Source organism: Clostridium sp. C8-1-8, from assembly GCF_009928445.1.
Taxonomy (GTDB): domain Bacteria; phylum Bacillota; class Clostridia; order Clostridiales; family Clostridiaceae; genus Clostridium_AR.
In genome coordinates this window covers 14,716-40,571 of the sequence record NZ_JAABNO010000011.1, presented here as the reverse complement: position 1 = coordinate 40,571, position 25,856 = coordinate 14,716, and the positions used below count along the sequence as shown (strand labels likewise).

Here is a 25,856-nt window from a genome sequence, read left to right as displayed (position 1 = left end):
TTGAATTCTACATTCTACTTATTAATATATGATCTACTTTATGTATTTATAAAAGACCTATTATTTAATTTTAAAATATACATATGGTATTATATAGTGGGTATGTATATTAGCATATTATAAGAAAATAGTAGTGCTTTTAGTATTTTGCACTCCACTTTCACTATATTACTGCTTAAACGATTATTTTCACCTTTTTCATCAATATGCATTTATATATATTCATGAAATGTAAATCTATCATCATAATATGCATTTTTACATATTTACAATATTCAAAAATACATAAGCTAAAAATTTCATCCATTCTTTTTTAACTTTTTAACTTTCTTTACTTTATTATTTTCACCCTCTCTTTTTTTTATATTTCTCCTTTTATTTGCAATACTAATTGCTTCCTTATGTTCTTCAGAAATTATTCCCTTTGCTCTCCTATCCTTTTTATAAATCATAAATTTTTCAGTTCCGTAGTTCTTCCACATATCACTGAATCCATAAATTGTTGATTCTCTAATTGTCCATCTATGTTGCACTACTCTTATAAATCCAAGCTCTATGAGTTTATCTATACTATTAAAAAATGTTCTTTGGTTCATTATATCCTCATACCCTATTTCATCTAACTTACTACCGTATGTTTTTTTAGGAAATGTTATATTATCTTTATTACTATTTTCAACTATTCCATTTAGTACTTTTCTGTGAAACTTTGATTTAAAATACACATATAATGTAATATCATACGCGTTTAACTCTTTCCAAGCCTTGCTATTAATCATATCAATATATATACTAATAAAATTAGATTTTCCCCACGTTTCAAAGCTTTCATATATTTTTTTCTTCTTTTTCACCATAAATATACCTTTATATCTTAACCTTCCACCTTTCTTAATTTACCAAGCTGACCGACACTACCCAAAGAGTCTATATTTTGCAAAGCCAATTTTTCTAAATCCTCCTCTAACCAGTCTAACCTCAAAATATATTTCGTATCTCCTGCTAAGTTATATCGGATTCTCTTTTGTTTGCATAAATTTCTTAATGTATATTGTGCTATTCCACTTTCTGCTGATGCTTCTTTTATACCCATGTATTTAGTCATATTTACTACTCCTTTATTATCCCTATCTAATCTTAATATCACTTTTTCAATATTAAATATCTTATGTATATATTCACTTTGCAATAGTGAATATTTCATCAAAGTCTACTTCTAATGCATTACATATTTTTTTAGCAGTTGATGGATTCGGTCTAGATGATTGGCTCTCAATTTTCTGAATTGTGACAGGATTTAGTTCTGCTATTTCTGCAAGCTTTCTTATGCTCAACCCTTTTGTTATTCTTTGATGTTTCATAACATCGCCTTTTGCTATTATAGTATTCATTTTGTTATATACCCTCCGTTGATTAGTATGAATATTGTAACTTAATATTATATGAATTTTGTTATACAGTCAATGTATCTTAGTATGAAATTTGTTGACTCAAGATTATTACTGTGTTATTCTTATCTTAACTAATCAAGGAGGTATTTTTATGACAATAGCTGAACGAATTGTTAAAGTACGGACAGATGAAGGATTAAATCAAGTTGATTTTGCTAGAAAACTAAATTTATCTAAACAAACAGTATCAAACTACGAAACAGGAATAAGGCAACCGGGGCTAGATATAATACTAAAAATATCAGATGAATTTAACATAAGTACTGATTATCTACTTGGAAAAAGTGAGTATAAAACTCTCGATGCTCATAAGTTATCTACTATTAATTCAACCATCTTAGACACTAGTCTTGTGAATAAATTAAGTGAAGTTTCCAATGAAAACCTGACTTTTATTAAAAATGTATTTCTGATGAATGGATTAGATAAATTAATACAAGCAATTGATAGATATAACACCTTATCTAATGATGAAATAGACAAGTACGATAAGCTTCTTCATGGAGAAAAGGATTCAAAAGTCTTTAAATTTATTAAAACATTCGACATCGGATATTATAAGAAAAAGTTATTAGCTCCATTGTTTGATGAAGCCATTGATAACTTACTTAGTACAATGGATAAACTCAATGAAATTATTAATGAAGAGGAGGACTAAGCATGGGGTACAAGAAGAGCGGAAAGAATTCATATAAATTAACAGTTTCAAATGGATATAATAAAAATGGAAAACAAAATCGTTTCTTTAAGACAATAGATTTATCTCATATCCCACCTAAAAAACAAGAAGCTGAAGCAAAAAGGCAATTTATACTGTATCAAGAAGAAATAAAAAAAGGATGTTACGTTAATAATGAGAAAATAACCTTTGAAGAGTTTATAAATCATTGGATAGAGAATTATGCAAATTCTAATCTACAGCCTAAGACACTATTAGAATACGGCAGATTATTAAAAAGAATTACTCCTGCTCTTGGTCACTTAAAGCTTATTCAACTTCAACCAATACACTTGACATCATTTTACAATAATTTAAGAGAAAATGGAATTAGAGAAGATAATAAGGATGGAGGCTTAAGTGAAAAAACAATTCTCCATCACCATCGTCTAATTAGTTCAATCTTGACCAGTGCTTTACAATGGGGCTTTATATTAAATAATCCTGCATCAAGGGTTAAAGCACCAAAGGTTATAAAGAAGGAAGCTAGACATTTCAACGAAGAGCAAACACAATATATATTAAAGCTTATTGAGGCAGAACCATTGAAGTACAGAGTAATGATTACACTATCGATTTATGGAGGAATGCGTCAAGGTGAGCTAACCGCTTTAACATGGGATGATATAGAATTTAATAACTCCATTATTAAAATAAATAAATCATTGCAACACTTACCTGGAAAAGGAACCTTCATAAAATCAACTAAAACTGAAACAAGTAGAGTAATTTCAATACCTAAATCAGTATTAACACTATTAAGAGAGTATAAGTTATGGCAGAATATAGAACGTACAAAGCTAGGTGATTTATGGCACGATAACAATGCCTTATTTACTACAAATGATGGTAGTTTTATTTTTCCTAGCACTATAAGTAAATGGTTCTTAAAATTTATTAGAACCCATAATAAAAAGATTTCAAATGATTCTTCTATCTTAGAAAAAGATAAATTAGCTCTTATGTTGCCAGAAGTAAATTTTCATGGATTAAGACATACCTCTGCTACATTATTAATCAATCAAAATGTTGATGTTAGTACAGTATCTAAGAGACTTGGACACGCAAGAACATCAACAACCATGGATATTTATTCACACTCTCTTCAAAAATCCGATATGTTAGCCGCTGACAAATTAGAGCACTTATTTACTAAAAGTATTTTAAATAAAAAGCAGATATAATCCTGCTTTTTATTTTATGTATCTCTTTTTCGATTTTAGAAATTATGACAAATAAAAAGGCTTTGTATTTCTACAAAACCAACTTACTAATACTTTTTACCTTGATCTTTTATAAATTTGTCCCATCTAGGGTTCTCCCACGTAGTACCATCAGTAAAATGTACCTTCATAATAATTCCCTTTACTTTTTTAGTCTTATCCATAACCTCGCTTCCCAGAATTTCATCCTTTATACCTGGTGCAAGTGTGTAGTCTTGGTGTTCATGATTTATATGATTAGATTGTGTATTGTAATATAGAACTGGTTCATCAAAACCATCGAACATAAGTGTTGTAGTAATATAAGCATCAATTGTTTTTTTAGAATTGTTCTTAACTTTATATTTTGCTACAAGTTGACCAGTACTTATTTGAGTAGGTATACAACTCTCTATTTGAAGAGGATCATTTTCATTAGTTTCTATATTACCTTTCATTGATAATTGCTTAGTATCATTTTTTAGATTAGAGTTCCTAGCATTTTCACCACTACTACTCTTATTATCAGTAGTTGAATCTTTAATCTCTTGACTAGATGCTTGCATATTAGAATTTTGATTTTGCATTTTCTGCGTTTCATTTTCTGTAACTGTATTTTTACTTTCCTTTTTTAAACTTGAAAGTATACCTTCTGTTATTCTAGTTTGATTTACATCATCAATAGCTACAAAACCGCCCAGTATTAATATTGCCAAAAATATAATTGTTGTAAAACTCATGCCAATACCAAAAACTTTTCTTCCCTTTCTGGTCTTATTAATTGCTGAAACTAAAACCCCACTCAAACCCAATATACCAATTGAAAAACAAGATAACACTAACTTAGTAACCAATATATCACCTACTTAAATATTTTTAAATTTAATCTTCCAAATTCAATTTTAAATAGTATTACATAAATACATATTCTTATTTTACCAAACATTAACTGTAAGTACAATTCGTCCTTATAATTTATTATTCATTTTTATTAAAACTGCTATATTTTAACTGGGTGATTTTATGAACGTTAATTATGAATTACTAGGTAAAAGAATCAAAGAGGCAAGACTGAAAAAGAAATTAACTCAAAGTAGACTAGCTGAAATGACTGACTTGTCTGATACGTATATAAGCCATGTAGAAAAGGGTCTATCTAAACCCAGTCTAGAGACACTTGTTAAAATATCTAATACACTAGAAACATCTATAGATTTTTTCTTATCAAATTCTGTTTATGTATCTAAAGAATTATTAAGTGATGAATTTGCAGATTTAATCAAAGATTGCTCAAATAAAGACTTAAAACTTATATACGATATGACTAAATTACTGCTTGAACATAAATATAAAGATTAAAGGATAGGCTTAAGTAAAGATATTTAAGCCTATCCTTTAATCTTTATATAATTAACTAAGTACAACACTCTAACTTATCTAAAATACATTCATAGTTTATTTTCAGAATCAATCAAAGTGAATTTTAAGCCCACTATTACTTTAGATATGTAAATTATAAACACTGAGTAAATTATAGCTTCAGAATGCCCTAAAACTAATTCTGAAGCTATTAGTAGTTATTATATATAACTTTTTATATTTATAGTCTATATTTATATATATACCTGCCGATAATTATCATAAAATATGTTATTTAACAATCTTAGGAGGTATTATGAAAATACTAGAATGTTTTAAAAAAAATAAGAAAAAGGAAACTATTAATAAAACTCCATTCAAGCCTGATTTATATGCAAGTGATTTAGATTATTCAAAGAGAAAAGAACGATTTTTATTAGTTTTTACTATAACTGTCGGCGCTATTATATTTTTTGTAAAAGTTATAGCAAAACTCTTAATAAACGCTTACCAAGGCCTTTATGAAAAGCTAGATAGCTTTATTTTAAAAGATTCGCCACTTGGCGTTGAGCATATTATTTTCGCAATTATTTTATCTTCCTTATTTATGATCCTAGCATATATAATTAGATACTGCTTTTTAGAATTATATTGTTTCTTAGATTACAGAAATTTAAAATCTGAATACTTAAGAAAAGCTGATGATTCTTATTCCCAATTACTAAAAATTTGTGAGTTTCATATTTTAGCATGCACATTTCAGTTTTTTGTACTAATCGCGCTATTCTATATTGAAAGAAATACATTCATGGCATACTTTGAGATCATTTATATTATTATTATATCGCTTTGCATTCTGATAGTTATAATTTTGCAAATTAAGAAGAAGCTTAAACTAGAACATGGGTTATTCCATATTTTTATGTATCTGCTATTAACAATATTTATAATACTTGTTGAATTAAAATTATATTCTTCATATCCATCTAACCTTAACGTGGATTTTAAAGATAGTACTACTCCGTATATGATAATACATCTAGAAACAATAAACTTTCCAGATGAATTCAGCTTAGACATTTCTAATTCTAAAGGTAAACAACATATTAAGCTAAAAGCAGATGATTTTCTTCATAGTATGGTTAAGGTGACAGAAACAAACAATTCAAACGACACTATTAAATATAGGCGAGTATTATTAAATAAAAGTTTTGATAAATATTTATATTCAATTGATCTAAGCAAATTCATCGATAATGGAAATAACTCTATTAAATTGACAGTATCAACTAGCAATAAAAAAGTAGAAATCCAAAATGTTTTAGTTCTTAATAATAAAACTTATTCATTCAGTGAAAAAAACTTGAATACTACTTATTAGCTAAAAAAACTTAATATTCTTATTTAAGCTTACTTTTAATAAATCTATGAATCTAACTTTAGTACTGTGAAAATGTTCTATAAAATTCTCTCCACAATATTAAATTACTTGGTATTTCCCATCTGTAAACACCAAATAAACACCACATTCAAATGTTTTAAAAAAACAGATAAAAAAAACAGATATCTCAAACTGCTGAAATATCTGCTTTTCTTATGGTGCGGCGGAGAAGATTCGAACTCCCGACCAACTGGTTCGTAGCCAGCTACTCTATCCAACTGAGCTACCACCGCATATTGATTTATACAACGAAATAATTTTATCACAAAGGATTACATAAATCAATAGAAACCTAACCTTTTACATGTATAAAATCGTCGGAATTGTTGCAAACACTTAGTTTACACGAAAAAACTTCGTTATCTTTCTTCTATATTATTGACTTTATATTACTATACTATAACAAACTTTCATATCAATTTGATTCTTGTAATTAAATAAGCTTTTATCAATTAGCTTTAATTAAGATTTTGCTTCTATGTATTTATTTAAATGATATTCAAATATAATCTTCTAAAAGAAGCAATAATCACTCTTAGTGATGCTATTGGTATTGATAACTTGCCCATAAAAATAAGAGAATCAATAATAATACTATTAATTCTCTCAACAAAAAATAATCTAAAAAGGAACCATATTGCAAATATCAGGTATTCTGAGTAGCAGTATAATTAAATAATCCTAAGATTACATAACTATCGTTTTTATTATAAATTCTTATGTTTATATAATTATATATTAATATAAATATATAGTTATAATGGGGGTTTCATATATATTATTAATACTTTTATGCCATCCTAGAGCAAAAGCTATTCTAGGGTAAACTTTTGCTCTAGTGGTTGTAATGACATATTGGTGTATATTAATGGCTTACTTGTTTGATTTGTTATATTTATCTATTGAAGTATTTATTGCCTTTGCAGCATTGTCTATAACTTGCTCTGGAGTTTCTTTTCCTTGAAGCATACTTTCTATATTTGTTTCAACAGTTTGTCTAGCTTCTGGGAATACTGCAAGTAATGCTCCTCTTGCTTCAAGTGGTGATGCATGTAGCTGATCTATAGCAGTTTTAAACTGAGGATATTTAGTTAAGTTATCCTTCATATCTTGAATATCATAAGCTTTTGTTGTAACTGGGAAGTATCCTGTGCTCTTGTTCCAGAAAACTTGCTCTTCTGGTGATACCATGAACTTAACAAACTCCCAAGCAGCTTTTTGTTTGCTATCATTCTTATCCTTCTTGTCCATTATCCATAAAGAACCTCCACCTATAGAAACTCCGCCCTTATCATCATCTGATAGGTTTGGAAGTGCTGCTGTTCCTACTTCAAACTTTCCATTAACACCTTTAAGTACTCCGCTTAAGGATGCTGTAGAGTCTATATACATAAATGCTTTGCCACCTACGAAGGCATTTTGAGTATCGTCTGTCTTTCTTCCGTAGTTACCTAGAAGACCTTGATCATATAAATCCTTCCACATCTTAACGAACTTTAATCCAGCACCATTACTATCAAAGTCTACAGCTGTAGCTTTATCTTTTCTTCCATTTTCATTGTTTGCATAGAACTTACCTTGCTTTGACATGTATTGTTCAAATATCCATCCATATATGGCCATAGAGAATCCATAATTAGTTGTCTTGCCACTTGAATCTTTCTTAGTTAGCTTAGCAGACATTTCCTTTAATTCATCAAAGTTCTTAGGCGCTTTGTCTGGATCTAATCCTGCTTCCTTAAAAGCTGTTTTATTATAATAAAGTATTGGTGTTGATGAGTTAAATGGCATTGAGTTAAGCTTATTGTCAACGGTGTAGTAGCCAACTATGTTCTTTTCTAAGGATGATGTATCATATTTTTCTGCATCTATGAACTTTTGTACTGGTGTAGCATAGCCACTATCAATCATCCATCTTGTACCTATGTCGTATAACTGCATTACGTCTGGGCCTGACTTTCCTTGCTGAGAGCTCTTAAGCTTATTTATTGCATCGTCATAAGCTCCTTGATATTGATCAGTAACTTTAATATTTGAGTGAGTTTTATTGAAGTCTTCAACCATTTTCTTTATGGCATCTCCACCAGCACCACCCATGGAGTGCCAGAAGGTTATTTCTACTGGTTTACCATCTGCACTAGCATCTTTGCTGTCATTTTTAGAGCAGCCTGCAAAAAGTCCTACACCTAATGCTGCTATTAGCATTGAGGCAATAATAGATTTTTTCATATTAAATCCCCTTTCAAATATAAACCTGATTTATAACTAATCGCTAATGCGAATTATTTTGGTAACTTAAAGTTGTAATCTTTAGCTATAGGGTTCTATTACGAAAACTTAAGTTATGCCTTTTCGAAAATCGCGAGTTCTGGAGATTTTTGTGGCATTCATAACTTAATAGTTGAAGTTGGAATCCTATACTAAATTTCTATATAGAAACTTAAAAGTTAAGTTAGGAACTCATAATCTCATTATTATCCTTTAACCGCACCGGCTATAATTCCCTTAACCATCTGCTTTTGTCCAATCATAAATATGACTATTGAAGGTATCAGTATCATTACAACTCCTGCTAAGATTGGACCATAAGACTGTGATTCTGAGAATTGAAGCATGCTTATACCAATCTGCACGGTTCTTTTTTCAGGTGTATTAGTAACCAGTAGTGGCCACATATATTGATTCCAAGTTGATAAGAAAGTATATATTCCAAGAGCCCCCAAGGTTGGCTTAGATATAGGTAGTAATATCTTAAGGAAAAACTTGAAATCAGAACATCCATCTATCTGAGCAGATTCCTTCAGTTCCTTTGGAACAGTTAAGTAATACTGTCTAAGCATAAAGATGCCCATAGCTGAAGCTAGGTATGGGATTATAAGTGATTTATAGCTATCAAGCCACTCTAGAGAACTTACTGTAAGATAGTTTGATATTATTATTGCTTCGCCAGGTATCATCATTGTTGATAAAACAGCCAAAAATAAAAACTTTTTCCCAGGAAATTCGAAATAGACAAAAGCATATGCTGCTAGGCTTGAAGTAATTATTTGTCCTACTGTTATTGCCAAAGAAACAATGAAACTGTTCAATATAAACTGGAATATTGGAACAGAATCAATAACCTGCTTATAGTTATCAAACCTTAAAGCTGATGGTATTAGCTTATGTGTAGGTGATAGTATCTCATCTTGATTCATAAAACTAATAGACAATACATAGAGAATCGGGAATATTATTATTAACCCAATTATTATATTTACTATCCATAAAGTTAATCTCTTTCTTTTATTAAACATTAGCTGTAATGTACTCCCTTCTTTTCAAACTTAAATTGAAGTAAGGTAACTATTAACATCATGAAGAATAATACTAAGGATTGAACACATGCTGTTTCAAATCTATTATTCATAAAAGCTTCTTTATATATGGAGTAAACTAGCACATTAGTAGAGTCTGCTGGACCTCCTCCAGTTAAGATCTTTATTTGTCCAAAGGCTTGAAACGCATTTACCACATTGAAGAACAAAACAAAGAATAAAGTTGGTGAAACTAATGGTATTATCATCTTAAATAATTTTCTAAAGAAACCTGCCCCGTCTATATCTGAACTCTCTAACAATTCTTCTGGTATACCCTTTAAACCAGTAACTAAGAATATAAAATTAACCCCAATATTTAGCCAAACAGTAACTATTGAAACAGATATCAAACCCCATTTTTCATCTGTTAACCATCCAATATTAGTGTCAAATACATAATTTATAAGACCTATGCTTGGGTGAAATAACATTGTCCACACTATGGCTGCAGGGGCAGACGCTACTGCCATAGGCATGGAAAACATCACTTCGTAAACAGCTGAACCTCTTATTTTCCTATAAGCCAGCAAAGCTAATATAAGACCAATTACCATTGATGGTATTACAAGCATAGGGACAAACTTCAAGGTAACTATAACGCTTTTAAAGAAATCTGGTGATGTTAAAATATCTTTATAATTATCTATACCTACAAAAGACTTAACCTCTCCTCTAGGATTTGTTATGGTAAAGCTTAGATATATTGTCTTTAAAAATGGATAAAATATAAAAGTTATGAATGTAATGAAAGCTGGAAGCAAATATAGATATGGCTTAACAGAAAACCTTTTAGCCTTTTTAGCTTCTCGAAGAGCTGGAATAACAATCTCTTTATCTAAAGTTTTCTCCTGTATAGCTTGTTGCATTGTTGTACCTCCTAATAATTACTACAGACTTAATGTTACTGTAAGAATGTTAAGTACTAATTGAGGTACAGTTAAGGTTAGTTTACATATATTAACATAAGGTTATGATTAATTAAATACTTAAATGAATAACCATTTAACTCTAGTATGTTGAGGCTTTGCTTAAGTTAATGAAATCATCACATCAATACTAAGCTAATGGCAAATACACTTTAAAAGCTGCAAAATAAAAAGATTGCTTGTAAATGAAGTCTACATTACTTCATACAAACAATCTTTTATAAAAATAACATTATATTATTTTTAATAAATCTTAATTTTATTATTAGTGATCTATCCTATAATGCCATCTATAAGAAGAGCTACATTTAATACTGCTACTATTGCACCAATAATCCAAAGCACAATGTTTTCCCATCTAGTATTCTTATATTCTCCCATTACCTTCTTAGAAGATGTTAGATATATTTGTGTAAATATTGTTATTGGCAACTGAATACTTAATAGCATCTGTGAGTATACAAGTCCCTTAAACGGATTAGATATGAAGAATATAATTATTAATGCTGGAATTATTGTTACTAGTACCCCCATCTTTGTATGCTTATCATGTATGTCATATGGTTCATCAAACAAGCCTGAGAATATTGATGCACCAGCCATACCTGCTGTTACGCTGGAGGATATTCCTGCAAAAAGTAAGGCTACTGCAAATATCACTGCAGCTGCATTTCCTAACAATGGTTTTAATAATACCTGAGCTTGTTCAAGTTCAGTTACCTGCATATGACTTACGAAGAATGATACTGCAACAAGAATCATTGCACTGTTTATAGCCCATCCTACTATCATGGAGAATAAAGTATCCATAAATTCATATTTCAATTGTTTCTCCATTATATCTTTATCTTGAAGATTCCACTGTCTACTTTGTATTACTTCTGAGTGTAAAAATAAATTATGAGGCATAACTACAGCACCCAAAACACTCATTATTATAGGAAGAGAACCTGATGGAAATGATGGTGTTACCCATCCCTTTACTGCTTCTCCCCAATGTACATTTACCAGCCATACCTCTACGATAAAAGCAAGTCCTATTATTGAAACGAAACCTATTATAATTTTTTCTAATTTCTTATATGAATTTGAAAACAACATCCAAAGTACAACTAAACTAGATAACACAGCACCTATCTTTAATGGTATATTAAACAACATTTTAAGTGCTATGGCTGCACCCAGTATCTCTGCCATCGCAGTTCCAATAGCCGCCATGATTGCTGTACTAGTTATTCCCCTTGCCAACACAGGTTTTATATGCTTGTTTATAGCTTCTGATATACAAAGTCCTGTTACTATACCTAAATGTGCTGCATTATGCTGAAGTACTATAAGCATAATAGTTGATAAAGTAACCATCCATAAAAGTTTATATCCATAGGACGAACCTGCCGCTATATTAGATGCCCAGTTACCTGGGTCTATGAATCCAACTGTTACTAACATTCCTGGTCCTATATATTTTAAGAAGTCTAGCGCCATATGCTTTGGCTTACGCTCTTCTTTTTTGAAAAAGTCCTTAACTTTCATACTATCCCTCCTTTATGCTATTATATAATAATCGTTATTATCTAATAAAACAATAACACACTTTATCCTATTAGTCTATATTTTAATAAAATTTGTAAATTCACCCTTTTTATTTATATGCAGTTTAAGATGATACTGCTATTGATTTCTCTATATTATATCTCTACGTATATTATCGTTAAAAAATTACTTATCTAAATTATAATAATACTTTTAACATGCACTATAAGCTGTGTTTAACAATAATATTTAAATTATATAATTACAAGATGATTGTATCTAAAGGAGTTATTAGATATAACTCCTACTGGCTCTTTGATTGGGATTATGACAAAATTGAAGTTATTGTTCATCCTCAGTGGGTGATACACTCTATGATTAAATATGAAGATGGGGCTATACTTGCTCAGCATATTAATCAAATATATTTGATAGCCACCATACAGCAAAGCTGTAGTAAATAACAAAAGTTTAACCATGTTTAGTAAAGTTAACACTTTTTGTGTATAATTAATTGTGAAATAATATCTTTTTATAAACAAATAATTTTAAGTCTTATTTAAATTAATTTAATTGATTTTATCAAAAAATATGAAGCAAGGTGAGCTTATTCTCTCATAGGTAACTTTTTATTTATTAGTATTTATAAGTGCTTTTATGCACAAGCTATTTTATATCTATTAGATTTTATTAGCTTCATCTTTAGTAAAGGAGCAATTATATGAAAGACTTTATTATACTTACTGACTCGTGCTGTGACTTACCAGACGAAATGCTTACTAATCTAAATATCCACTACTTAGGTCTTGTTTGCAATCTGGATGGAAAAGAATTTGTTGAAGACTCTGGTAAAACTCTTTCTTATAAAAAGTTTTATGATAGTATAAGAAATGGTTCTATGCCTACTACCAGCCAGGTAAATAGCTATAGATTTTATGAAGAATTTGAGCAAGCTGTAAAGAATAACTTGCCCGTTCTTTACGTAGGTTTCTCTTCAGTTTTAAGTGGTACTTATAATAGTGCATCAATAGCTAGAGAGGAAATCTTAGAACAATACCCTGAAGCAGATATATCTGTAGTGGATTCAAAATCAGCTTCAATGGGACATGGCCTCTTGGTATATTATGCAGCAAAGCTTAGAGAAGAAGGAAAGTCAAAGGACGAAGTGGTTCAATGGCTTGAGGATAATAAACTAAAGCTTTGCCATGTTTTCACCGTTGATGATCTTCAACACCTAAAAAGAGGAGGAAGAGTATCCCCTACAGCCGCAGCTATAGGAAGCTTATTAAATATAAAGCCAGTACTTTATGTAAATAATACCGGGGAGCTTAAAAACTTTTCAAAGGCAAAGGGAAGTAAAAGAGCTATAAAGATGTTATTTGAAAAGCTTGAAGAACATATAGTAAATCCTGAGGAGCAGGTTATATTTATCTGTCACAGCGATTACCTAGAAGGCGCTGAAGATTTAGCTCAGATGATAAAGGATAAATATAAGGTTAAGGATATAGTTATTAACTACATCGGTACTGTTATAGGTAGTCATACAGGAGCAGGAACTATCGGCGTATTCTTCCTTGGCGATACTAGAGAGCCTTAAGCATAATATTTATTATATTTTGTATAGAGCCAATCATATTGTGTATAATCTAAATAATAGTGAAAAATCTTATTATTAAATTATACTCTGCTAAATACTGTGTTGAAATTAAAACTTAAAGGAGATGTTAACGTGACAAGAAAAGATTTTATAGAAGAGTTAAGTAAAATCAATGACATAGTTGCTATATGTAAGTTCGGAAGTCATGGTACAAAGTACTGGATAGAAGACCGAAGCGACATTGATTTAGCTATAGTAGTAGCACCTGGCATCTCCTTTATGAATATCCTATATATGGAAGACGAAATTTCAGCTTTATGTAAGAAATATTATGATTATGATAATATACATCTAACCTTTATTTTATTTAGTGATTTTTCAAGCAAATATGCAAGGATAGCTGTTGATAGTGAAGAACAATATATATTTGACGAAAATAGATGGTTTGATTTTCAACATTATGTTTTAAAATTTGCTAGACAGAATAGACAATTTGAAAGAATGCTAAAGATAGATGAACAATATAGCTATTTTGGAGGTATCGTAGATGACACCTTATTATAAATATAAAAAAGAAAAATTATAAGAAGAGCTATGTTTGCATTCTTTCAGGACTTTTCAGAATTTATTGTGGACATGTGCGAAAGTTATATATTAATCAATGATGGAAAGCTAAGCAGTTCAGAAACCTCATTAAACCTTATTGAGAAGGCTCATGCTATGGAGTTCTTTGATGAAAAGCTTAAAGACTATCTTTATATGTCAGTAAAGCTTAGAAACAGATATACTCACGATTACTACAAAAGAGAACTAAGTGAAATGCAGATTGAAGAGTTCTGCTTTAAGGAATTAGCTAACTTAGATATATTTTTAGACCATAGTAAAGATAAGGTTGTTTTAAAATATAAAACCAAGTTGTAAATTTTAGAGCCAGTATAAATTGGACTTAACCAAGATTATACTGGCTCTATTTAATAATTTGTAAAAGTACTTATCTACTGAATGTCTTATAAAACATTAAACTTAGCCTTGCTTCCTTCTCTAGCAGGCGTAACTTCAAGTCTTGCATCTATACGCTCCTTTAGCTCAGGAACGTGAGATATGATACCAACAAGTCTTCCACCCTGCTGTAAATCTATAAGACACTGTATAGCATTGTCTAAGGACTCTGGATCTAAGGTCCCAAAGCCTTCATCTACAAACATAGTATCTAGATTTATTCCTCCAGCGTAAGCTTGTATAACGTCTGCAAGACCTAAGGCCAAGCATAAGGAAGCTTTAAATCCTTCTCCACCAGATAAGGTCTTAACATGTCTAGCTTTTCCTGTGTAGTTATCAAAAACCTCAAGTTCTAAACCTTCTTGTTTTCTTCCCTTACCCTTTTCCTCTTTTCTTCTTAATACAAACCTTCCTCCAGACATGTTGTAAAGTCTTGAGTTTGCAGCTTCTATTATTTCATCAAAATATGCAGCCAATACATATCTTTCAAAGGTAAGTCTTTCAGAGTTATCCCCATTTACTATTCTTGCAAGCTCTGCAACCTTTGAGTATTTCTCTTCTTTATCTCCAATCAAGCTTGTAAGCTGCTGGATCTTATCTAAAGCCTTTGTATTCGTACTTATTCTAAAAGCTATCTTCTTTTCATCATCTCTAACAAGCTTTTCTTCCTCTTTTAATTGAATAAGGCTTGTATTTATTCCTTCTAGATTTATATAATTTAAATTTTCAACTTCCTTCTCAGAAGCAGCATATCTATCTTGTAAGGATTTTAAGTTCTCATTATATTCTTTTATTTGCTTTTCTAATATTCTAATATTATCTAAGGTTAAAAAGGCAGCCTTATATTGGTCAATACTGCTAAAATCACAGGCCTTTAGCTTTAACTCAAAACGTTCCTTTAACTTAACTACCTGTTCTTCTATTTCCTTAAGATTACTTCTTTGAGTATTAAGCTCTGCTTCTATAGAAGCCTTATTAGTGGTAGCCTTATTAAATGCCTCTTGAGCTTTATTAAGTGCTTCAACTATATCTTCTATAAGCTTCTCGTTGTTCTTTATCTTAGCTTCAAGAGCACTTAAAACTCTTATACTCTCAGGAATTTCATTTTCTACACTAACTAAAAGTTCCTGCTCAGCCTTTACCTTACCAAAAAGCTCTGTATATTCATTGTCTAGCTTTTCTAGGTTGTTAGTCTCAAGCTCATATTCCTTATTCAACTTATCTATTTCTAACTCTAGTTTTTCTTTTAAGCTTATATTATTCTTTAGCTTATCTATATCCTTATTTAAAGTTTCAAGCTCACTTGCTAGTCTCTTTCCAGCTTCGGCAGTATTATTGAGCTTATTTCTTATATCTAATTCTGACAACTTATCACTTAATATCTCCTTAAGCTTATCTTCTTGCTCCTTATACTTATTTTCTAATTCAGTTAAAGAAGCATTTAAAGCAGAAAGCTTTTGAAGTTTTTGTTGATATTCTTGATTTATTTTATCAAAATTATTCTTGTGAAGCTTCAGTTCATCTTCAGTCGGTACATCTTTAATAGCTTTTGCAGGACTTGGATGTTTAGTTGATCCGCAAACTGGACAAGGCATTCCCTCTAAAAGTTCCTTAGCTAAAAGCCCAGCCTGACCCTTCTTAAATATTTCATCCATATACTCATAATCATGCTTAGTTTTCTTAAATTGAATCTCAGTGTTTAAAAATTCCTTTTTCTCAGCTTCATATGAAGAAATTGCTTTATTATAATCCTGATAATACCTGTATAAGGTCCTAAGTTCATCGGTCTGAGTTTTCTTAGCTGCAAACTGTACTTCCTTAACTGAAAGGTTTTCTTGCTCTTTCTGAAATTCCCTTACCTTTAAGTTTTTCTCTTCTATTGTTTTTTTGTGAAGTATTAGTTTTTGTCTTAAATCTTTTCTTACTTCATCCTTTGATTTAATAACTCTATCTAATTCTATTATGTTTTTCTTCTTAACTTCGTATTCCTTAACCTTTGACTCATAACTCTTAAGTAGCGAAACCTCACTTAAAAGCTTATTCTTATCAGCATCTCTTTTTAGTTCATTGTCAAGCCTTAGCTTTGAACTTTCTACTAGCTTTAAGCTATTCTCTAAATTTATAGTTCCTTGATTTATTAAGTATTCTTTAGACTTCTTTTCCTGAAGCTTAGCTTCAAGCATTTCTTCCACTTGCCTTACTTCAGAGGCACTTCTAGCTAATATTAAGGAGGTTTCCTTGCTAGTATATTCTTCTCTTTTACTTAATTCTTTTTCTAGTGCTTCCTTGAGTAATTTACTGTTATCTATTTTTCTATTTATCTCTTGTCCTTGAAATAACTGCTTTTGCAGTTTATCTTGCTCATTTATAACCTTTTCTAAGGCATTTCTTATTTCAAGAACCTTAGCTTCATCTTTTTCTATCTTAAGCTTACTTTGCTCCAATACCTCTGTAATATTTATATCTTCTGCATTTATAAGGGTATTTAGCTTTTCATCCTCACCACTATCTATGTTTCTTATGTAAGTTCTTCTCTCATTACTTACATCCATTATGTCTCCATAGAGCTTCTTTCTCTGAATATCAAGCCTATTTTGTACCTCTAAGAAAGCTTCTGTACCAAATATCTTTCTAAATATAGCTTCTCTCTCTAAACTTTCAGCCTCTAAAAGCTTTCTAAATTCACCTTGAGGAAGCATTACTATCTGCTTGAACTGCTGCTTATTTATTCCGAGAACTTCATTAATCTTTTCATCTACATTGTTTACCTTAGTTATTACAGTACCATCTGGCAAAATTAATTCAGCTTCTGCAGTTTTTAAGGTATAGCCATCTCCCCTAGCCTTTCTTTTTAATTGTTGTGGATGTCTTTTTATCCTATATATCTTTTCTCTAAGCTCAAACTCAAGCTCTACATAAGTCACATTTTCATCCGAGGCAAAGTCACTTCTTAAGCTGTCCTTATCTCTGCTACTTCCAGAAGCTTCTCCATAAAGAGCAAAGCTTATAGCATCAAAGATAGTGGTTTTACCAGCACCAGTAGGTCCAGTTATCAAAAATATATTTTTCCCTTTAAGCGCGTCGAAATCAATTACCTGCTGATCTGCATAAGGTCCAAAGGCACAAATAGTTAGTTTTATTGGTCTCATCTATTTTACCACCCTTTCTACATCCCTTATGATGTCAGTTATTATATCTAACTTATCAGCTTCAATATCTTTTCCGCTTATGGCTTTGTAAAACTCTTTGAAAAGCTCAGCCTTTCCCTTAGTCTTATAGCCTAAGGAAGCTGCGGTCTTACTACCTTCCCTTTGAATAGAATTCTCTCTGCTAAGTCCCATTATATTTGGATAAACAGATCTAAGCTTTGATATAGGGTCTACAAGTTCCCCCTCATCAGTAAGCACAGCAAATATATAGTCTTCTGTATTTGTTCCTCTATATACATCTGGATTTATAAGTTCCTTAAGTGGTCCTTTTATGGTTCTCATATCTCTTCTAGGCTTAAAGTCTTTTATATCAACACTTACTTCTCCTTGAGCATCCACCTCAACCAAGGTAACCCCTTTTCTTTGCCTTGCTTCTGAAAAAGAGTACTTTAAAAGTGACCCAGAATATCTAATTCTATCTGAGCCTACCTTTTGTGGTCCATGAAGATGGCCTAAGGCTGTATATGTAAATCCTTCAAAAACTTGTCCACTTATTAGGTCAGTACCGCCAATATTTAATGGTCTTTCTGAGTCAGAAACCTCAAGACCAGCTCTCTTCTTCTTTTCCTCTCCTAAGTCATCTACTGCAACTTCCTCTATATCACCCATAAAGGAAACATATCCATGAGCTACAATAACGTTCCTATCCCCATAGTTTGACTGCTTCTTAATTTCCTCTATAAGCTTTTTCATAGCATCTTCATGTGTTCTAATATTTGGATCCTTATATAACTCCCTTATAACCACTGGCTCTGCATAAGGTATTAAAAAGAAATTAACCTTTCCATGGCTGTCTTCAAGTTCAACCTTATTTATGCCCTCATTGAAGTTTCCTTGAATATATAATTTGTTTTTAGTCAGTATTCCTGAAGCAAAGGATACTCTCTCCCCACTATCATGATTGCCGGCTATAGCTATAATAGGTGTGTTTAACTCAAGCAATATCTTAGAAAAAACCTTATCCAGTAAGGTTACTGCCTCTACAGAAGGCACCGATCTGTCATATAAATCCCCAGCGATAACTAAAGCATCTGGTTTTTCTTCTTCTATTATCTTTACTAGCTGCTCTAAAACAAACTGCTGATCTTCAATCATACTTATTTCATTTACTATCTTTCCTATGTGCCAATCACCTGTATGTATAAACTTCACTTTATGCACCTCCTAAATTATCTATAATGTAATTCTTCATATTTCAGCATGTAATATATAAATAATAATATCACTAAAACCTTATATAGACTCATATTAAATACTGTAAAATACTAATTATATTTTATATATCTACATAATAATTCATATTATAGATTATTGACCTAATACAATTAGATTAGTACCACTCGATATATTCTTTTTAATATGAACTCTAAACTTCTCTGTAAAAAAACTTTATAAAAAATTATACTAGAAAAAGCCTTCATTACTACATAATAAAATAAATCAAGCAGAAGTAATTAATTCACTTCTGCTTGATTTACTTTAGATTTATAGTTAGCAGCATATGCCAAAGAAAATGTGACTAAAACAATTATCCAAAATATAACTAACAATACATTGTCATTTATAAATATTGAAAATGTAGGAAATACAAACCAAAATCTGCTGCTAAGTATCTTTTTAATATTATTTTTCATTGTTAATAAATATCCTTATACTATATAGAATGATCTTTGTAGAAATAAAATGTAAAAAAACATCATAATTTATTTGTAGTATGCCTTTTTACATTTTATTTTTCTAGAGTAGCATTTAATTATTATATATTTCATCTAAAACTGAGACTTATCTCCATAATCTGAACGATATGCGCCATTTAAACCCGCATACTTACCTATTTGGGATAGCTCTTTTATAATTTTCTCTTCACTAGATGAAAAATGCAGTTTTTCTGTATAAGCTGTAAAGTATATATAGTTAACTAACTTATTTATCAAAGGAATATTTTTTTCATCAGATAAATCTAGTTTTACATAAACTTTTAATAATACTTCCTTAATATCATCAAAGTTACTTTCTTTTGATTGTGAAATACTGTTATATAAAGAGTGTATTAAATCTTTAGATCTATTCATAAGCTTAACATGTTCCAGGAGTTGCACCACCTAAAGTTCTTCCAACCGACATACCAGCAATACATGTTGCTTATTTATGCCAATCTATAAAACAGCCCTTGTCGTCTCATTAGACGCCATTATGGTAATATTCACCACAGATATACTCATTATTTCTATATCTGTAAGCATTGCAAATCCTCCAACAATCAACACCTCCCTTAATGGAAATTATAGTAAAAACGCACCCCTATGTCAATATTAAGCAAAAAATACTCAATCAGGAATTATTATATATTATAAAGAAATAACCTGCACTTTAACTCAGGTGCAGGCTATTTCTTCGTAATTTGTCGTTGATTAAAATAATATTAAATTGGAGGTTAAATAGTAATATTTAAATATACAGCTTTGATAGGAAAAACTTAATGCTATATTATCCCCATAAAAACATTAAATTTATACAATCATGAGCTATATTATTTAACTTGTTTATATTTTTTCTTTATTGGATGTTTTGATTTCTATAGCAGGTCTATAAACTGCTAAACTGAAATCCTGCATCTCTTTATATATCTATTTCTATATTAAATTAGCCCTCTTAACTTTATAATTTCAAGTCATACTAATTTTAGACAGTATAAAGTCTGCCTTATCTCTTTATGCTTATATGACTCTTATATGAAAAAAGACGCAAAATCCATATACCTATGAATTAAGCGCCATTGCTTATGCTTTATAAGAATTTATTATCCTTTTTGCTACATCTCTCATAGGCCTCTTACTATTCATACTTTCCTTCTGAATCCTTCTGTAGGCCTCATTTTCTTCGATGTTTTCTTTTTTCATCAATAATTGTTTTGCTTTATCTATTAAAAGTTTATCCCCCACTGGTCTAGTGCTTCCTTCAGCTTTTCCTCTCTTGTTCTGTGAAATATCTTCAATAATATCACTTACGGTATGCAAAAATCCACTTGGTTTTATTGGCTTTTGCATACATATTATCCCCATTTGAGATGTCCACTTAGATATTATGTTATATTGCTGCGAAGTACATAGAAGTATTACTTTGCTTATTGCTTCCCCTGAAATAACTTTTGCAACCTCTGCCCCATTTGTATCTGTAAGCTCATAATTGATAATGACTATATCTGGCTTTGTAAGCCTTGCTTTCCTTATGAGCATACTTCCGGAAGTGCAGATGCCATCAACATTAAATCCTTTTTGAAGGAGAAGGCTTTTTATCTGTCCACCTGCTTTTAAAGTGCTTGTTCCTAATACAATCTTATAACTGTTAAGCATGCACTTCCCCCCATTTACCACTAGAATTTACTTAAATATTGATCGATCTCCCACTGATGTACCTTTGTTCTATAGTCATCCCATTCTAAATTCTTAGCTTCTCTATAAACTTGGAATGCATGATCTCCTAAAGTATCTTTAACTAAACCATCTTTACTAAATTCTACTACAGCATCATAAAGATTGTCTGGTAGTCTATCTATACCATTTGCTTTTCTTTCTTCTTCAGTCATAGCAAATACATTAGCTTCTATGTTCTTAGGAGGAGTAAGATTTTTCTTTATTCCCTCTAATCCTGCTGCAAGACAAAGAGCCAGTGCTAAATATGGATTGCAGGATGGATCTGGACATCTAAGTTCGATTTTAGTTGAATTTTCTCTTGATATTGGTATTCTAACTAAAGGACTTCTATTTCTTGCAGACCATGAAACATATATAGGCGCTTCATAATCTGGAACTAATCTCTTATAAGAGTTAACTAGTGGGTTTGTTACTGCAACTATTCCTTTTATATGGTTAAGCAAGCCTGCTATAAAGCTATATGCATCCTTACTTATTCCAAACTCATCATTTTCATCATAGAAGGCATTAACTCCATTCTTTGATAAAGACATGTTCATATGCATTCCCGAACCATTGATTCCAAATATAGGCTTAGGCATAAAGGTTGCATGTAAACCATGAGATTGAGCAATTGTTTTTACAACAGATTTGAAAGTCATAATATTATCAGCAGTTTTCAATGCATTGTCATATCTAAAGTCAATTTCATGCTGTCCTCTTGCTACTTCATGATGAGATGCTTCTATCTCAAAGCCCATCTGTTCTAGGGCAATACACATATCTCTTCTTGCTTCTTCTCCAAGATCTATATGACCTAAATCAAAGTAACTAGCATTATCATGGGTATTTGTTGTAGGAGATCCATCATCATTAGTATGGAATAAGAAAAATTCACATTCTGGACCTACATTGAAGGTATACCCTAATTCTTTAGCTTCATTTATAACCTTTTTAAGAATGTATCTTGGATCACCAGCGAAAGGCTTTCCATCACCAGTATAAACATCACAGATAAGTCTTGCTATGTTTCCATCAGGTGTAGACCATGGCATTACTTGAAAAGTATCTAAATCTGGTGCTAGATACATGTCCGCTTCTTCTATTCTAACAAATCCTTCAATTGATGATCCATCAAAGAAGCATTCATTATTAAGAGCCTTGTCTAGCTGTCTGGAAGTTATGGCTACATTCTTCATAGTTCCAAAAATATCTGTAAATTGTAGTCTTATAAATCTAACATCATTTTCTTCAACAAGCCTGACAATATCTTCTTTTGAGTAAGACATAAAACTTCTCTCCTTTACCCTTAATAATAATTAAAGACGCCTATATAGAGCCTTTATTAGACTCGATATAGAACGCCTTTGTTCATCGAATTAATCCTTAGTTATATCATACTATTAATAATATTCTGTACTTATAAAGTTGTCAATATCAATTGATATTAAAAATTGTAAATATCTATTCTTGCATTTAATATGACTTGAAGCCTGCCAGCTAATTATTATTGAGCAATAGTTTTCACTAGTTTTATACTGACGCCATCTATTCAATGCTCAAGAAAAAGAATTATAAAAACTAACATCTTTAATATGGCTTTTACTCATAGGCCTCTTCAATTACATATTACAAAAATACGGCAGTCTAGTAAGACTTATTGTTAATAACTTGTATTACTTTGAATATATATCTACTAAATTTAATATAACCTCAACAGCTTTTTCTATTGATTCTACTGCTGCATACTCATACTTACCATGGAAGTTCTCTCCACCAGCAAATATGTTAGGTGTTGGTAATCCCATGAAGGACAATCTAGCACCATCTGTACCACCTCTTATAGGTCTAACATTTGGTTTTACTCCAGCAGTCTCCATTGCCTTTATAGCATTCTCAACTATATACATAACTGGTTCTATCTTTTCCTTCATATTTCTGTATTGGTCTTTTAACTCTACATTAACAGTGCCTACACCGTACTTGTCATTTAAGCACTTCTCAATTTGCTTCAACTTATTTTTCTTTGCTTCGTATCCGTCATTGAAGAAATCTCTTATTATAAAACCGAGATGTGTTTCTTCAACTTCTCCCTTTACATCAGTAAGGTGTATAAAACCTTCATAACCTTCAGTTTTCTCTGGTACCTCTTCTGATGGAAGCAAGTTAATAAATTCGTTAGCTATAAGCATTGAATTAATCATCTTATTTTTTGCACTACCTGGGTGAACATTTCTTCCCTTTATAGTAACCTTAGCACCAGCAGCATTAAAGTTTTCATACTCTAATTCTCCTATAGCTCCACCATCCATTGTATAAGCAAGTTCTGCACCAAATAGTTCTACGTCAAAGTGATCTGCACCTTCACCTATTTCTTCATCTGGAGTAAAGCCTATTCTTATCTTGCCATGCTTTATTTCTGGGTGATTTATAAGGTATTCTGCAGCAGTTACTATTTCAGCAAGTCCAGCCTTATCATCAGCCCCTAGAAGAGTAGTTCCATCAGTAGTTATTAAAGTCTTTCCTTTATACTCTAATAGTTCAGGAAATTCTTTTGGAGATAATACTATATTGTTTTCAGCATTAAGTACTATATCTCCTCCATCATAATTTTCTACAAACTTAGGACTAACATTTTCTCCACTCATGTCTGGAGATGAATCCATATGAGCTATAAATCCAATTGTAGGTACTTGCTTATCTATATTAGAAGGTATTGTGGCATATATATATCCATATTCACTTAACACTACCTCATCAAGACCTATTTCCTTTAACTCTTCAACTATTAACTTTGCTAATTCTAATTGACCCTTTGTACTAGGTGTAGTACCAGTTGTAGGATCAGACTTAGTATTAACCTTAACATACTTTAAAAATCTTTCTATTACTTGTGACATAATATCGCCTCTTTTCTTATAGTTCACTTAGTTCCATTCTATTATTATCATCCTTTATTGCTTTTAATGCAAGACCAAGGTAGATAAGTGTTATTAATATATATATCTTATAAAAATGTGGTACGTTAAGTCCAAATGCACCTCTTAATATATCAACTATTGTTGGTAAAGTTAATGAATAGATAGCTAGTTTATATAAGTTCTCAAAATCAACCTTAGCCTTTATAAATATGTTTATGAGTAATCCAATTACGGCTACTATTAAAGCAGAGAACATATGCCCTATAAACATTCCTATTATCCAAAGTGGAATTATAATAGCTACAAATATCTTAACCCATCCCATTAAGTGAATTAAATCAGCCTTAGTAAAAGTAACATTACCTAAGTCCGAATATTTAATTTCTTGAGTATCCTTAAAGTCCTGTTCTATTATAATCTTATCTTTAAATATATACATCGTGCTCTTCTCATTTGATTTTATAGAAGACTTATCAAACTCACTAGCATTTTTAGTTGTATCTACTATTATATAAGTATCTCCATCCTCGTATGTAAAAGGACTATTAGATACATTAAGCACACCATTTTCTAGCTTAAAATCTACTGAATTCTTATCTAACTCTTTTACTGCTTTACCTACTCCTGTTATCCCTGAATACATAGGTTTTATACTGTTTAGAGTTCCCAGAAGTAAAGACATTAAGAATAAATACATAAAAGCTCTGCCTAAGGTTTCCTTGTTGAAGTTAACGTAATACTTAACATCTACTATAGACTTAATAAATTTTTTAAAGAACCTGTCTTTTTTCGTCACTGTTTATTCCCTCCATATTTATACCATTATATAGCAATTATACTATATTAAATATATAAAAAGAAGAGCAGTATATTCTACTCTTCCATATTTTTAGCTTCGCTGATCAATATATTTCTTATAGCTAGGAATAGATAAATAAAACCTATGATTATGTATACATAGTTTATAAAAATTATACTTATACCTAAAACTCTCCTTATACAGCTTAATACCGTGGATGTTGTAATGGAATATACACTTAGCTTATATAAATTTATGTATTTTATACCTGCCTTGAGTGTTGCATTGACCAAGGTCCCAAGCATCGATACTATAAAGGCAGTAAATAAGTTAGATATAAAAAACAGTACTGGTGCACAAATTAATATTATGAAAGATCCAGCTTTAAAATCATATATAGCTTGAATAAACTGATTTTTATTAAATTTAAAAAACTTAATAATGCTATATCTTGTTTCATCTATTGGCTTATCTTCATTTTTTATAAAAGCCTTATCCTTAAGAATAAGAACTGCTTTATTGTACTTTTCTATATCAGACACTTTAGTTTTTCCTGTAGTATCTATCAATATATAGTAATTACTTTTCCTAAGTAAAATAGGCTGCTTTCCATCAACTTTTAATATTCCATTATTAAAAGTAAAATCAGGCAAGTCATATACAACCTCATGATGCATAGTATCCATAAACCTATAATAATTAAGAGTTGGTCTAATATAACCTATCAGTCCTAGAATAAGAGAAATGGCAAATAGATATATTATTGTTGCTGCCAAACTTACCTGGTTAAACCTTATATAGAACTTAGGACTTGTCATAGACTTATAAAACTTAGTAATAAACGGTATGTTTTTATCCATAAGATCTCCTCCTTCTTGTATTTTAGCCATTGAAGTTTTTTTTAGTACTTATTGTTGTTTATTTTAAAA

Annotated in this window: 24 protein-coding genes and 1 tRNA gene; 7 read left to right on the top strand and 18 right to left on the bottom strand. The window is 30.7% G+C overall.

Annotated elements, in window-relative coordinates; all coding sequences use genetic code 11:
* Nucleotides 1-299 precede the first annotated feature (299 nt).
* From GXK57_RS12710 to GXK57_RS12700, 3 genes are all read right to left on the bottom strand, one after another.
* Nucleotides 300-857, bottom strand: coding sequence for a hypothetical protein (locus GXK57_RS12710; RefSeq protein WP_160676749.1), 558 nt, complete (start codon nt 855-857; stop codon nt 300-302).
* Between the two features lie 17 nt (nt 858-874).
* Nucleotides 875-1,105, bottom strand: coding sequence for a hypothetical protein (locus tag GXK57_RS12705; protein ID WP_160676746.1), 231 nt, complete (start codon nt 1,103-1,105; stop codon nt 875-877).
* A 73-nt stretch (nt 1,106-1,178) separates the two neighbouring features.
* Nucleotides 1,179-1,361, bottom strand: coding sequence for a helix-turn-helix transcriptional regulator (locus GXK57_RS12700; protein ID WP_160676743.1), 183 nt, complete (start codon nt 1,359-1,361; stop codon nt 1,179-1,181).
* 181 nt (nt 1,362-1,542) lie between these two features.
* Between GXK57_RS12700 and GXK57_RS12695 the strand changes: the two genes are divergently transcribed.
* Nucleotides 1,543-2,109, top strand: coding sequence for a helix-turn-helix transcriptional regulator (locus tag GXK57_RS12695; RefSeq protein WP_160676740.1), 567 nt, complete (start codon nt 1,543-1,545; stop codon nt 2,107-2,109).
* 2 nt (nt 2,110-2,111) lie between these two features.
* Nucleotides 2,112-3,353, top strand: coding sequence for a site-specific integrase (locus tag GXK57_RS12690; RefSeq protein WP_160676737.1), 1,242 nt, complete (start codon nt 2,112-2,114; stop codon nt 3,351-3,353).
* Nucleotides 3,354-3,439: 86 nt separating this feature from the next.
* Here the strand turns inward: GXK57_RS12690 and GXK57_RS12685 are convergent, their stop codons facing one another.
* Entirely contained in the window at nt 3,440-4,225 is a 786-nt protein-coding gene (locus GXK57_RS12685) for a DUF5780 domain-containing protein (protein ID WP_160676734.1), read from the bottom strand.
* Between the two features lie 169 nt (nt 4,226-4,394).
* On the opposite strand from GXK57_RS12685, the gene GXK57_RS12680 reads away from it, so the two are divergent.
* Nucleotides 4,395-4,730 carry a helix-turn-helix transcriptional regulator gene (locus tag GXK57_RS12680; RefSeq protein ID WP_160676731.1) on the top strand — a complete coding sequence of 112 codons (336 nt, stop codon included), beginning with the start codon at nt 4,395-4,397 and terminating at the stop codon, nt 4,728-4,730.
* 316 nt (nt 4,731-5,046) lie between these two features.
* Entirely contained in the window at nt 5,047-6,111 is a 1,065-nt protein-coding gene (locus GXK57_RS12675) for a hypothetical protein (protein WP_160676728.1), read from the top strand.
* A gap of 216 nt (nt 6,112-6,327) precedes the next feature.
* Here GXK57_RS12675 and GXK57_RS12670 read toward each other — a convergent pair.
* The 5 genes from GXK57_RS12670 to GXK57_RS12650 all read right to left on the bottom strand — a co-directional run bounded on the left by GXK57_RS12670 (nt 6,328) and on the right by GXK57_RS12650 (nt 11,989).
* Nucleotides 6,328-6,404 (bottom strand) — tRNA-Arg (locus GXK57_RS12670).
* A 640-nt stretch (nt 6,405-7,044) separates the two neighbouring features.
* Nucleotides 7,045-8,400 carry an ABC transporter substrate-binding protein gene (locus GXK57_RS12665; protein ID WP_160676725.1) on the bottom strand — a complete coding sequence of 452 codons (1,356 nt, stop codon included), beginning with the start codon at nt 8,398-8,400 and terminating at the stop codon, nt 7,045-7,047.
* 245 nt (nt 8,401-8,645) lie between these two features.
* Nucleotides 8,646-9,467 (bottom strand): carbohydrate ABC transporter permease, encoded by an 822-nt coding sequence (locus tag GXK57_RS12660; protein WP_160676722.1) that lies wholly within the window; start codon nt 9,465-9,467, stop codon nt 8,646-8,648.
* On the bottom strand, nt 9,467-10,396 hold the full coding sequence (locus GXK57_RS12655; RefSeq protein WP_160676719.1) for a sugar ABC transporter permease: 930 nt from the start codon (nt 10,394-10,396) through the stop codon (nt 9,467-9,469). Before GXK57_RS12655 ends, GXK57_RS12660 begins: the two co-directional genes overlap by 1 nt.
* A 333-nt stretch (nt 10,397-10,729) precedes the next feature.
* Nucleotides 10,730-11,989, bottom strand: a complete 1,260-nt coding sequence (locus GXK57_RS12650) for an Nramp family divalent metal transporter (RefSeq protein ID WP_160676714.1) — start codon at nt 11,987-11,989, stop codon at nt 10,730-10,732.
* Between the two features lie 721 nt (nt 11,990-12,710).
* On the opposite strand from GXK57_RS12650, the gene GXK57_RS12645 reads away from it, so the two are divergent.
* From GXK57_RS12645 to GXK57_RS12635, 3 genes are all read left to right on the top strand, one after another.
* Nucleotides 12,711-13,586 (top strand): DegV family protein, encoded by an 876-nt coding sequence (locus GXK57_RS12645; protein ID WP_160676711.1) that lies wholly within the window; start codon nt 12,711-12,713, stop codon nt 13,584-13,586.
* A gap of 132 nt (nt 13,587-13,718) precedes the next feature.
* Entirely contained in the window at nt 13,719-14,150 is a 432-nt protein-coding gene (locus tag GXK57_RS12640; RefSeq protein WP_160676708.1) for a nucleotidyltransferase domain-containing protein, read from the top strand.
* Between the two features lie 30 nt (nt 14,151-14,180).
* Nucleotides 14,181-14,507 (top strand): hypothetical protein, encoded by a 327-nt coding sequence (locus GXK57_RS12635; RefSeq protein ID WP_243156426.1) that lies wholly within the window; start codon nt 14,181-14,183, stop codon nt 14,505-14,507.
* Nucleotides 14,508-14,593: 86 nt separating this feature from the next.
* Here GXK57_RS12635 and GXK57_RS12630 read toward each other — a convergent pair whose 3' ends face one another.
* The 9 genes from GXK57_RS12630 to GXK57_RS12590 all read right to left on the bottom strand — a co-directional run bounded on the left by GXK57_RS12630 (nt 14,594) and on the right by GXK57_RS12590 (nt 25,787).
* Entirely contained in the window at nt 14,594-17,734 is a 3,141-nt protein-coding gene (locus tag GXK57_RS12630) for an AAA family ATPase (protein WP_160676705.1), read from the bottom strand.
* On the bottom strand, nt 17,735-18,946 hold the full coding sequence (locus GXK57_RS12625; RefSeq protein WP_160676702.1) for an exonuclease SbcCD subunit D: 1,212 nt from the start codon (nt 18,944-18,946) through the stop codon (nt 17,735-17,737).
* 302 nt (nt 18,947-19,248) lie between these two features.
* The gene (locus GXK57_RS12620) at nt 19,249-19,428 is read right to left on the bottom strand and encodes a hypothetical protein (protein ID WP_160676699.1); all 180 of its coding nucleotides are present in this window, start codon (nt 19,426-19,428) and stop codon (nt 19,249-19,251) included.
* Between the two features lie 135 nt (nt 19,429-19,563).
* Nucleotides 19,564-19,896, bottom strand: coding sequence for a bacteriocin immunity protein (locus GXK57_RS12615; protein WP_243156425.1), 333 nt, complete (start codon nt 19,894-19,896; stop codon nt 19,564-19,566).
* Between the two features lie 678 nt (nt 19,897-20,574).
* A complete protein-coding gene (locus tag GXK57_RS12610; RefSeq protein ID WP_160676696.1) occupies nt 20,575-21,147 on the bottom strand; it encodes an ANTAR domain-containing protein in 573 nt (190 codons plus the stop codon).
* A gap of 20 nt (nt 21,148-21,167) precedes the next feature.
* Nucleotides 21,168-22,496, bottom strand: coding sequence for a type I glutamate--ammonia ligase (gene glnA, locus GXK57_RS12605; RefSeq protein WP_160676693.1), 1,329 nt, complete (start codon nt 22,494-22,496; stop codon nt 21,168-21,170).
* A 387-nt stretch (nt 22,497-22,883) separates the two neighbouring features.
* Nucleotides 22,884-24,107 carry a peptidase T gene (pepT, locus tag GXK57_RS12600; protein ID WP_160676690.1) on the bottom strand — a complete coding sequence of 408 codons (1,224 nt, stop codon included), beginning with the start codon at nt 24,105-24,107 and terminating at the stop codon, nt 22,884-22,886.
* A gap of 16 nt (nt 24,108-24,123) precedes the next feature.
* Nucleotides 24,124-24,924 (bottom strand): DUF1189 domain-containing protein, encoded by an 801-nt coding sequence (locus GXK57_RS12595; RefSeq protein WP_160676687.1) that lies wholly within the window; start codon nt 24,922-24,924, stop codon nt 24,124-24,126.
* A gap of 77 nt (nt 24,925-25,001) precedes the next feature.
* Nucleotides 25,002-25,787, bottom strand: coding sequence for a DUF1189 domain-containing protein (locus tag GXK57_RS12590; protein ID WP_160676684.1), 786 nt, complete (start codon nt 25,785-25,787; stop codon nt 25,002-25,004).
* Nucleotides 25,788-25,856: the final 69 nt, after the last annotated feature.

Bases quoted from the DNA above. Each gene is read 5' to 3' on its own strand.
- GXK57_RS12710 (WP_160676749.1), bottom strand. From the start codon at position 857: ATGGTGAAAAAGAAGAAAAAAATATATGAAAGCTTTGAAACGTGGGGA.
- GXK57_RS12705 (WP_160676746.1), bottom strand. From the start codon at position 1,105: ATGACTAAATACATGGGTATAAAAGAAGCATCAGCAGAAAGTGGAATA.
- GXK57_RS12700 (WP_160676743.1), bottom strand. From the start codon at position 1,361: ATGAAACATCAAAGAATAACAAAAGGGTTGAGCATAAGAAAGCTTGCA.
- GXK57_RS12695 (WP_160676740.1), top strand. From the start codon at position 1,543: ATGACAATAGCTGAACGAATTGTTAAAGTACGGACAGATGAAGGATTA.
- GXK57_RS12690 (WP_160676737.1), top strand. From the start codon at position 2,112: ATGGGGTACAAGAAGAGCGGAAAGAATTCATATAAATTAACAGTTTCA.
- GXK57_RS12680 (WP_160676731.1), top strand. From the start codon at position 4,395: ATGAACGTTAATTATGAATTACTAGGTAAAAGAATCAAAGAGGCAAGA.
- GXK57_RS12675 (WP_160676728.1), top strand. From the start codon at position 5,047: ATGAAAATACTAGAATGTTTTAAAAAAAATAAGAAAAAGGAAACTATT.
- GXK57_RS12665 (WP_160676725.1), bottom strand. From the start codon at position 8,400: ATGAAAAAATCTATTATTGCCTCAATGCTAATAGCAGCATTAGGTGTA.
- GXK57_RS12660 (WP_160676722.1), bottom strand. From the start codon at position 9,467: ATGTTTAATAAAAGAAAGAGATTAACTTTATGGATAGTAAATATAATA.
- GXK57_RS12655 (WP_160676719.1), bottom strand. From the start codon at position 10,396: ATGCAACAAGCTATACAGGAGAAAACTTTAGATAAAGAGATTGTTATT.
- GXK57_RS12650 (WP_160676714.1), bottom strand. From the start codon at position 11,989: ATGAAAGTTAAGGACTTTTTCAAAAAAGAAGAGCGTAAGCCAAAGCAT.
- GXK57_RS12645 (WP_160676711.1), top strand. From the start codon at position 12,711: ATGAAAGACTTTATTATACTTACTGACTCGTGCTGTGACTTACCAGAC.
- GXK57_RS12635 (WP_243156426.1), top strand. From the start codon at position 14,181: ATGTTTGCATTCTTTCAGGACTTTTCAGAATTTATTGTGGACATGTGC.
- GXK57_RS12630 (WP_160676705.1), bottom strand. From the start codon at position 17,734: ATGAGACCAATAAAACTAACTATTTGTGCCTTTGGACCTTATGCAGAT.
- GXK57_RS12620 (WP_160676699.1), bottom strand. From the start codon at position 19,428: ATGAAAAATAATATTAAAAAGATACTTAGCAGCAGATTTTGGTTTGTA.
- GXK57_RS12610 (WP_160676696.1), bottom strand. From the start codon at position 21,147: ATGCTTAACAGTTATAAGATTGTATTAGGAACAAGCACTTTAAAAGCA.
- glnA (WP_160676693.1), bottom strand. From the start codon at position 22,496: ATGTCTTACTCAAAAGAAGATATTGTCAGGCTTGTTGAAGAAAATGAT.
- pepT (WP_160676690.1), bottom strand. From the start codon at position 24,107: ATGTCACAAGTAATAGAAAGATTTTTAAAGTATGTTAAGGTTAATACT.
- GXK57_RS12590 (WP_160676684.1), bottom strand. From the start codon at position 25,787: ATGGATAAAAACATACCGTTTATTACTAAGTTTTATAAGTCTATGACA.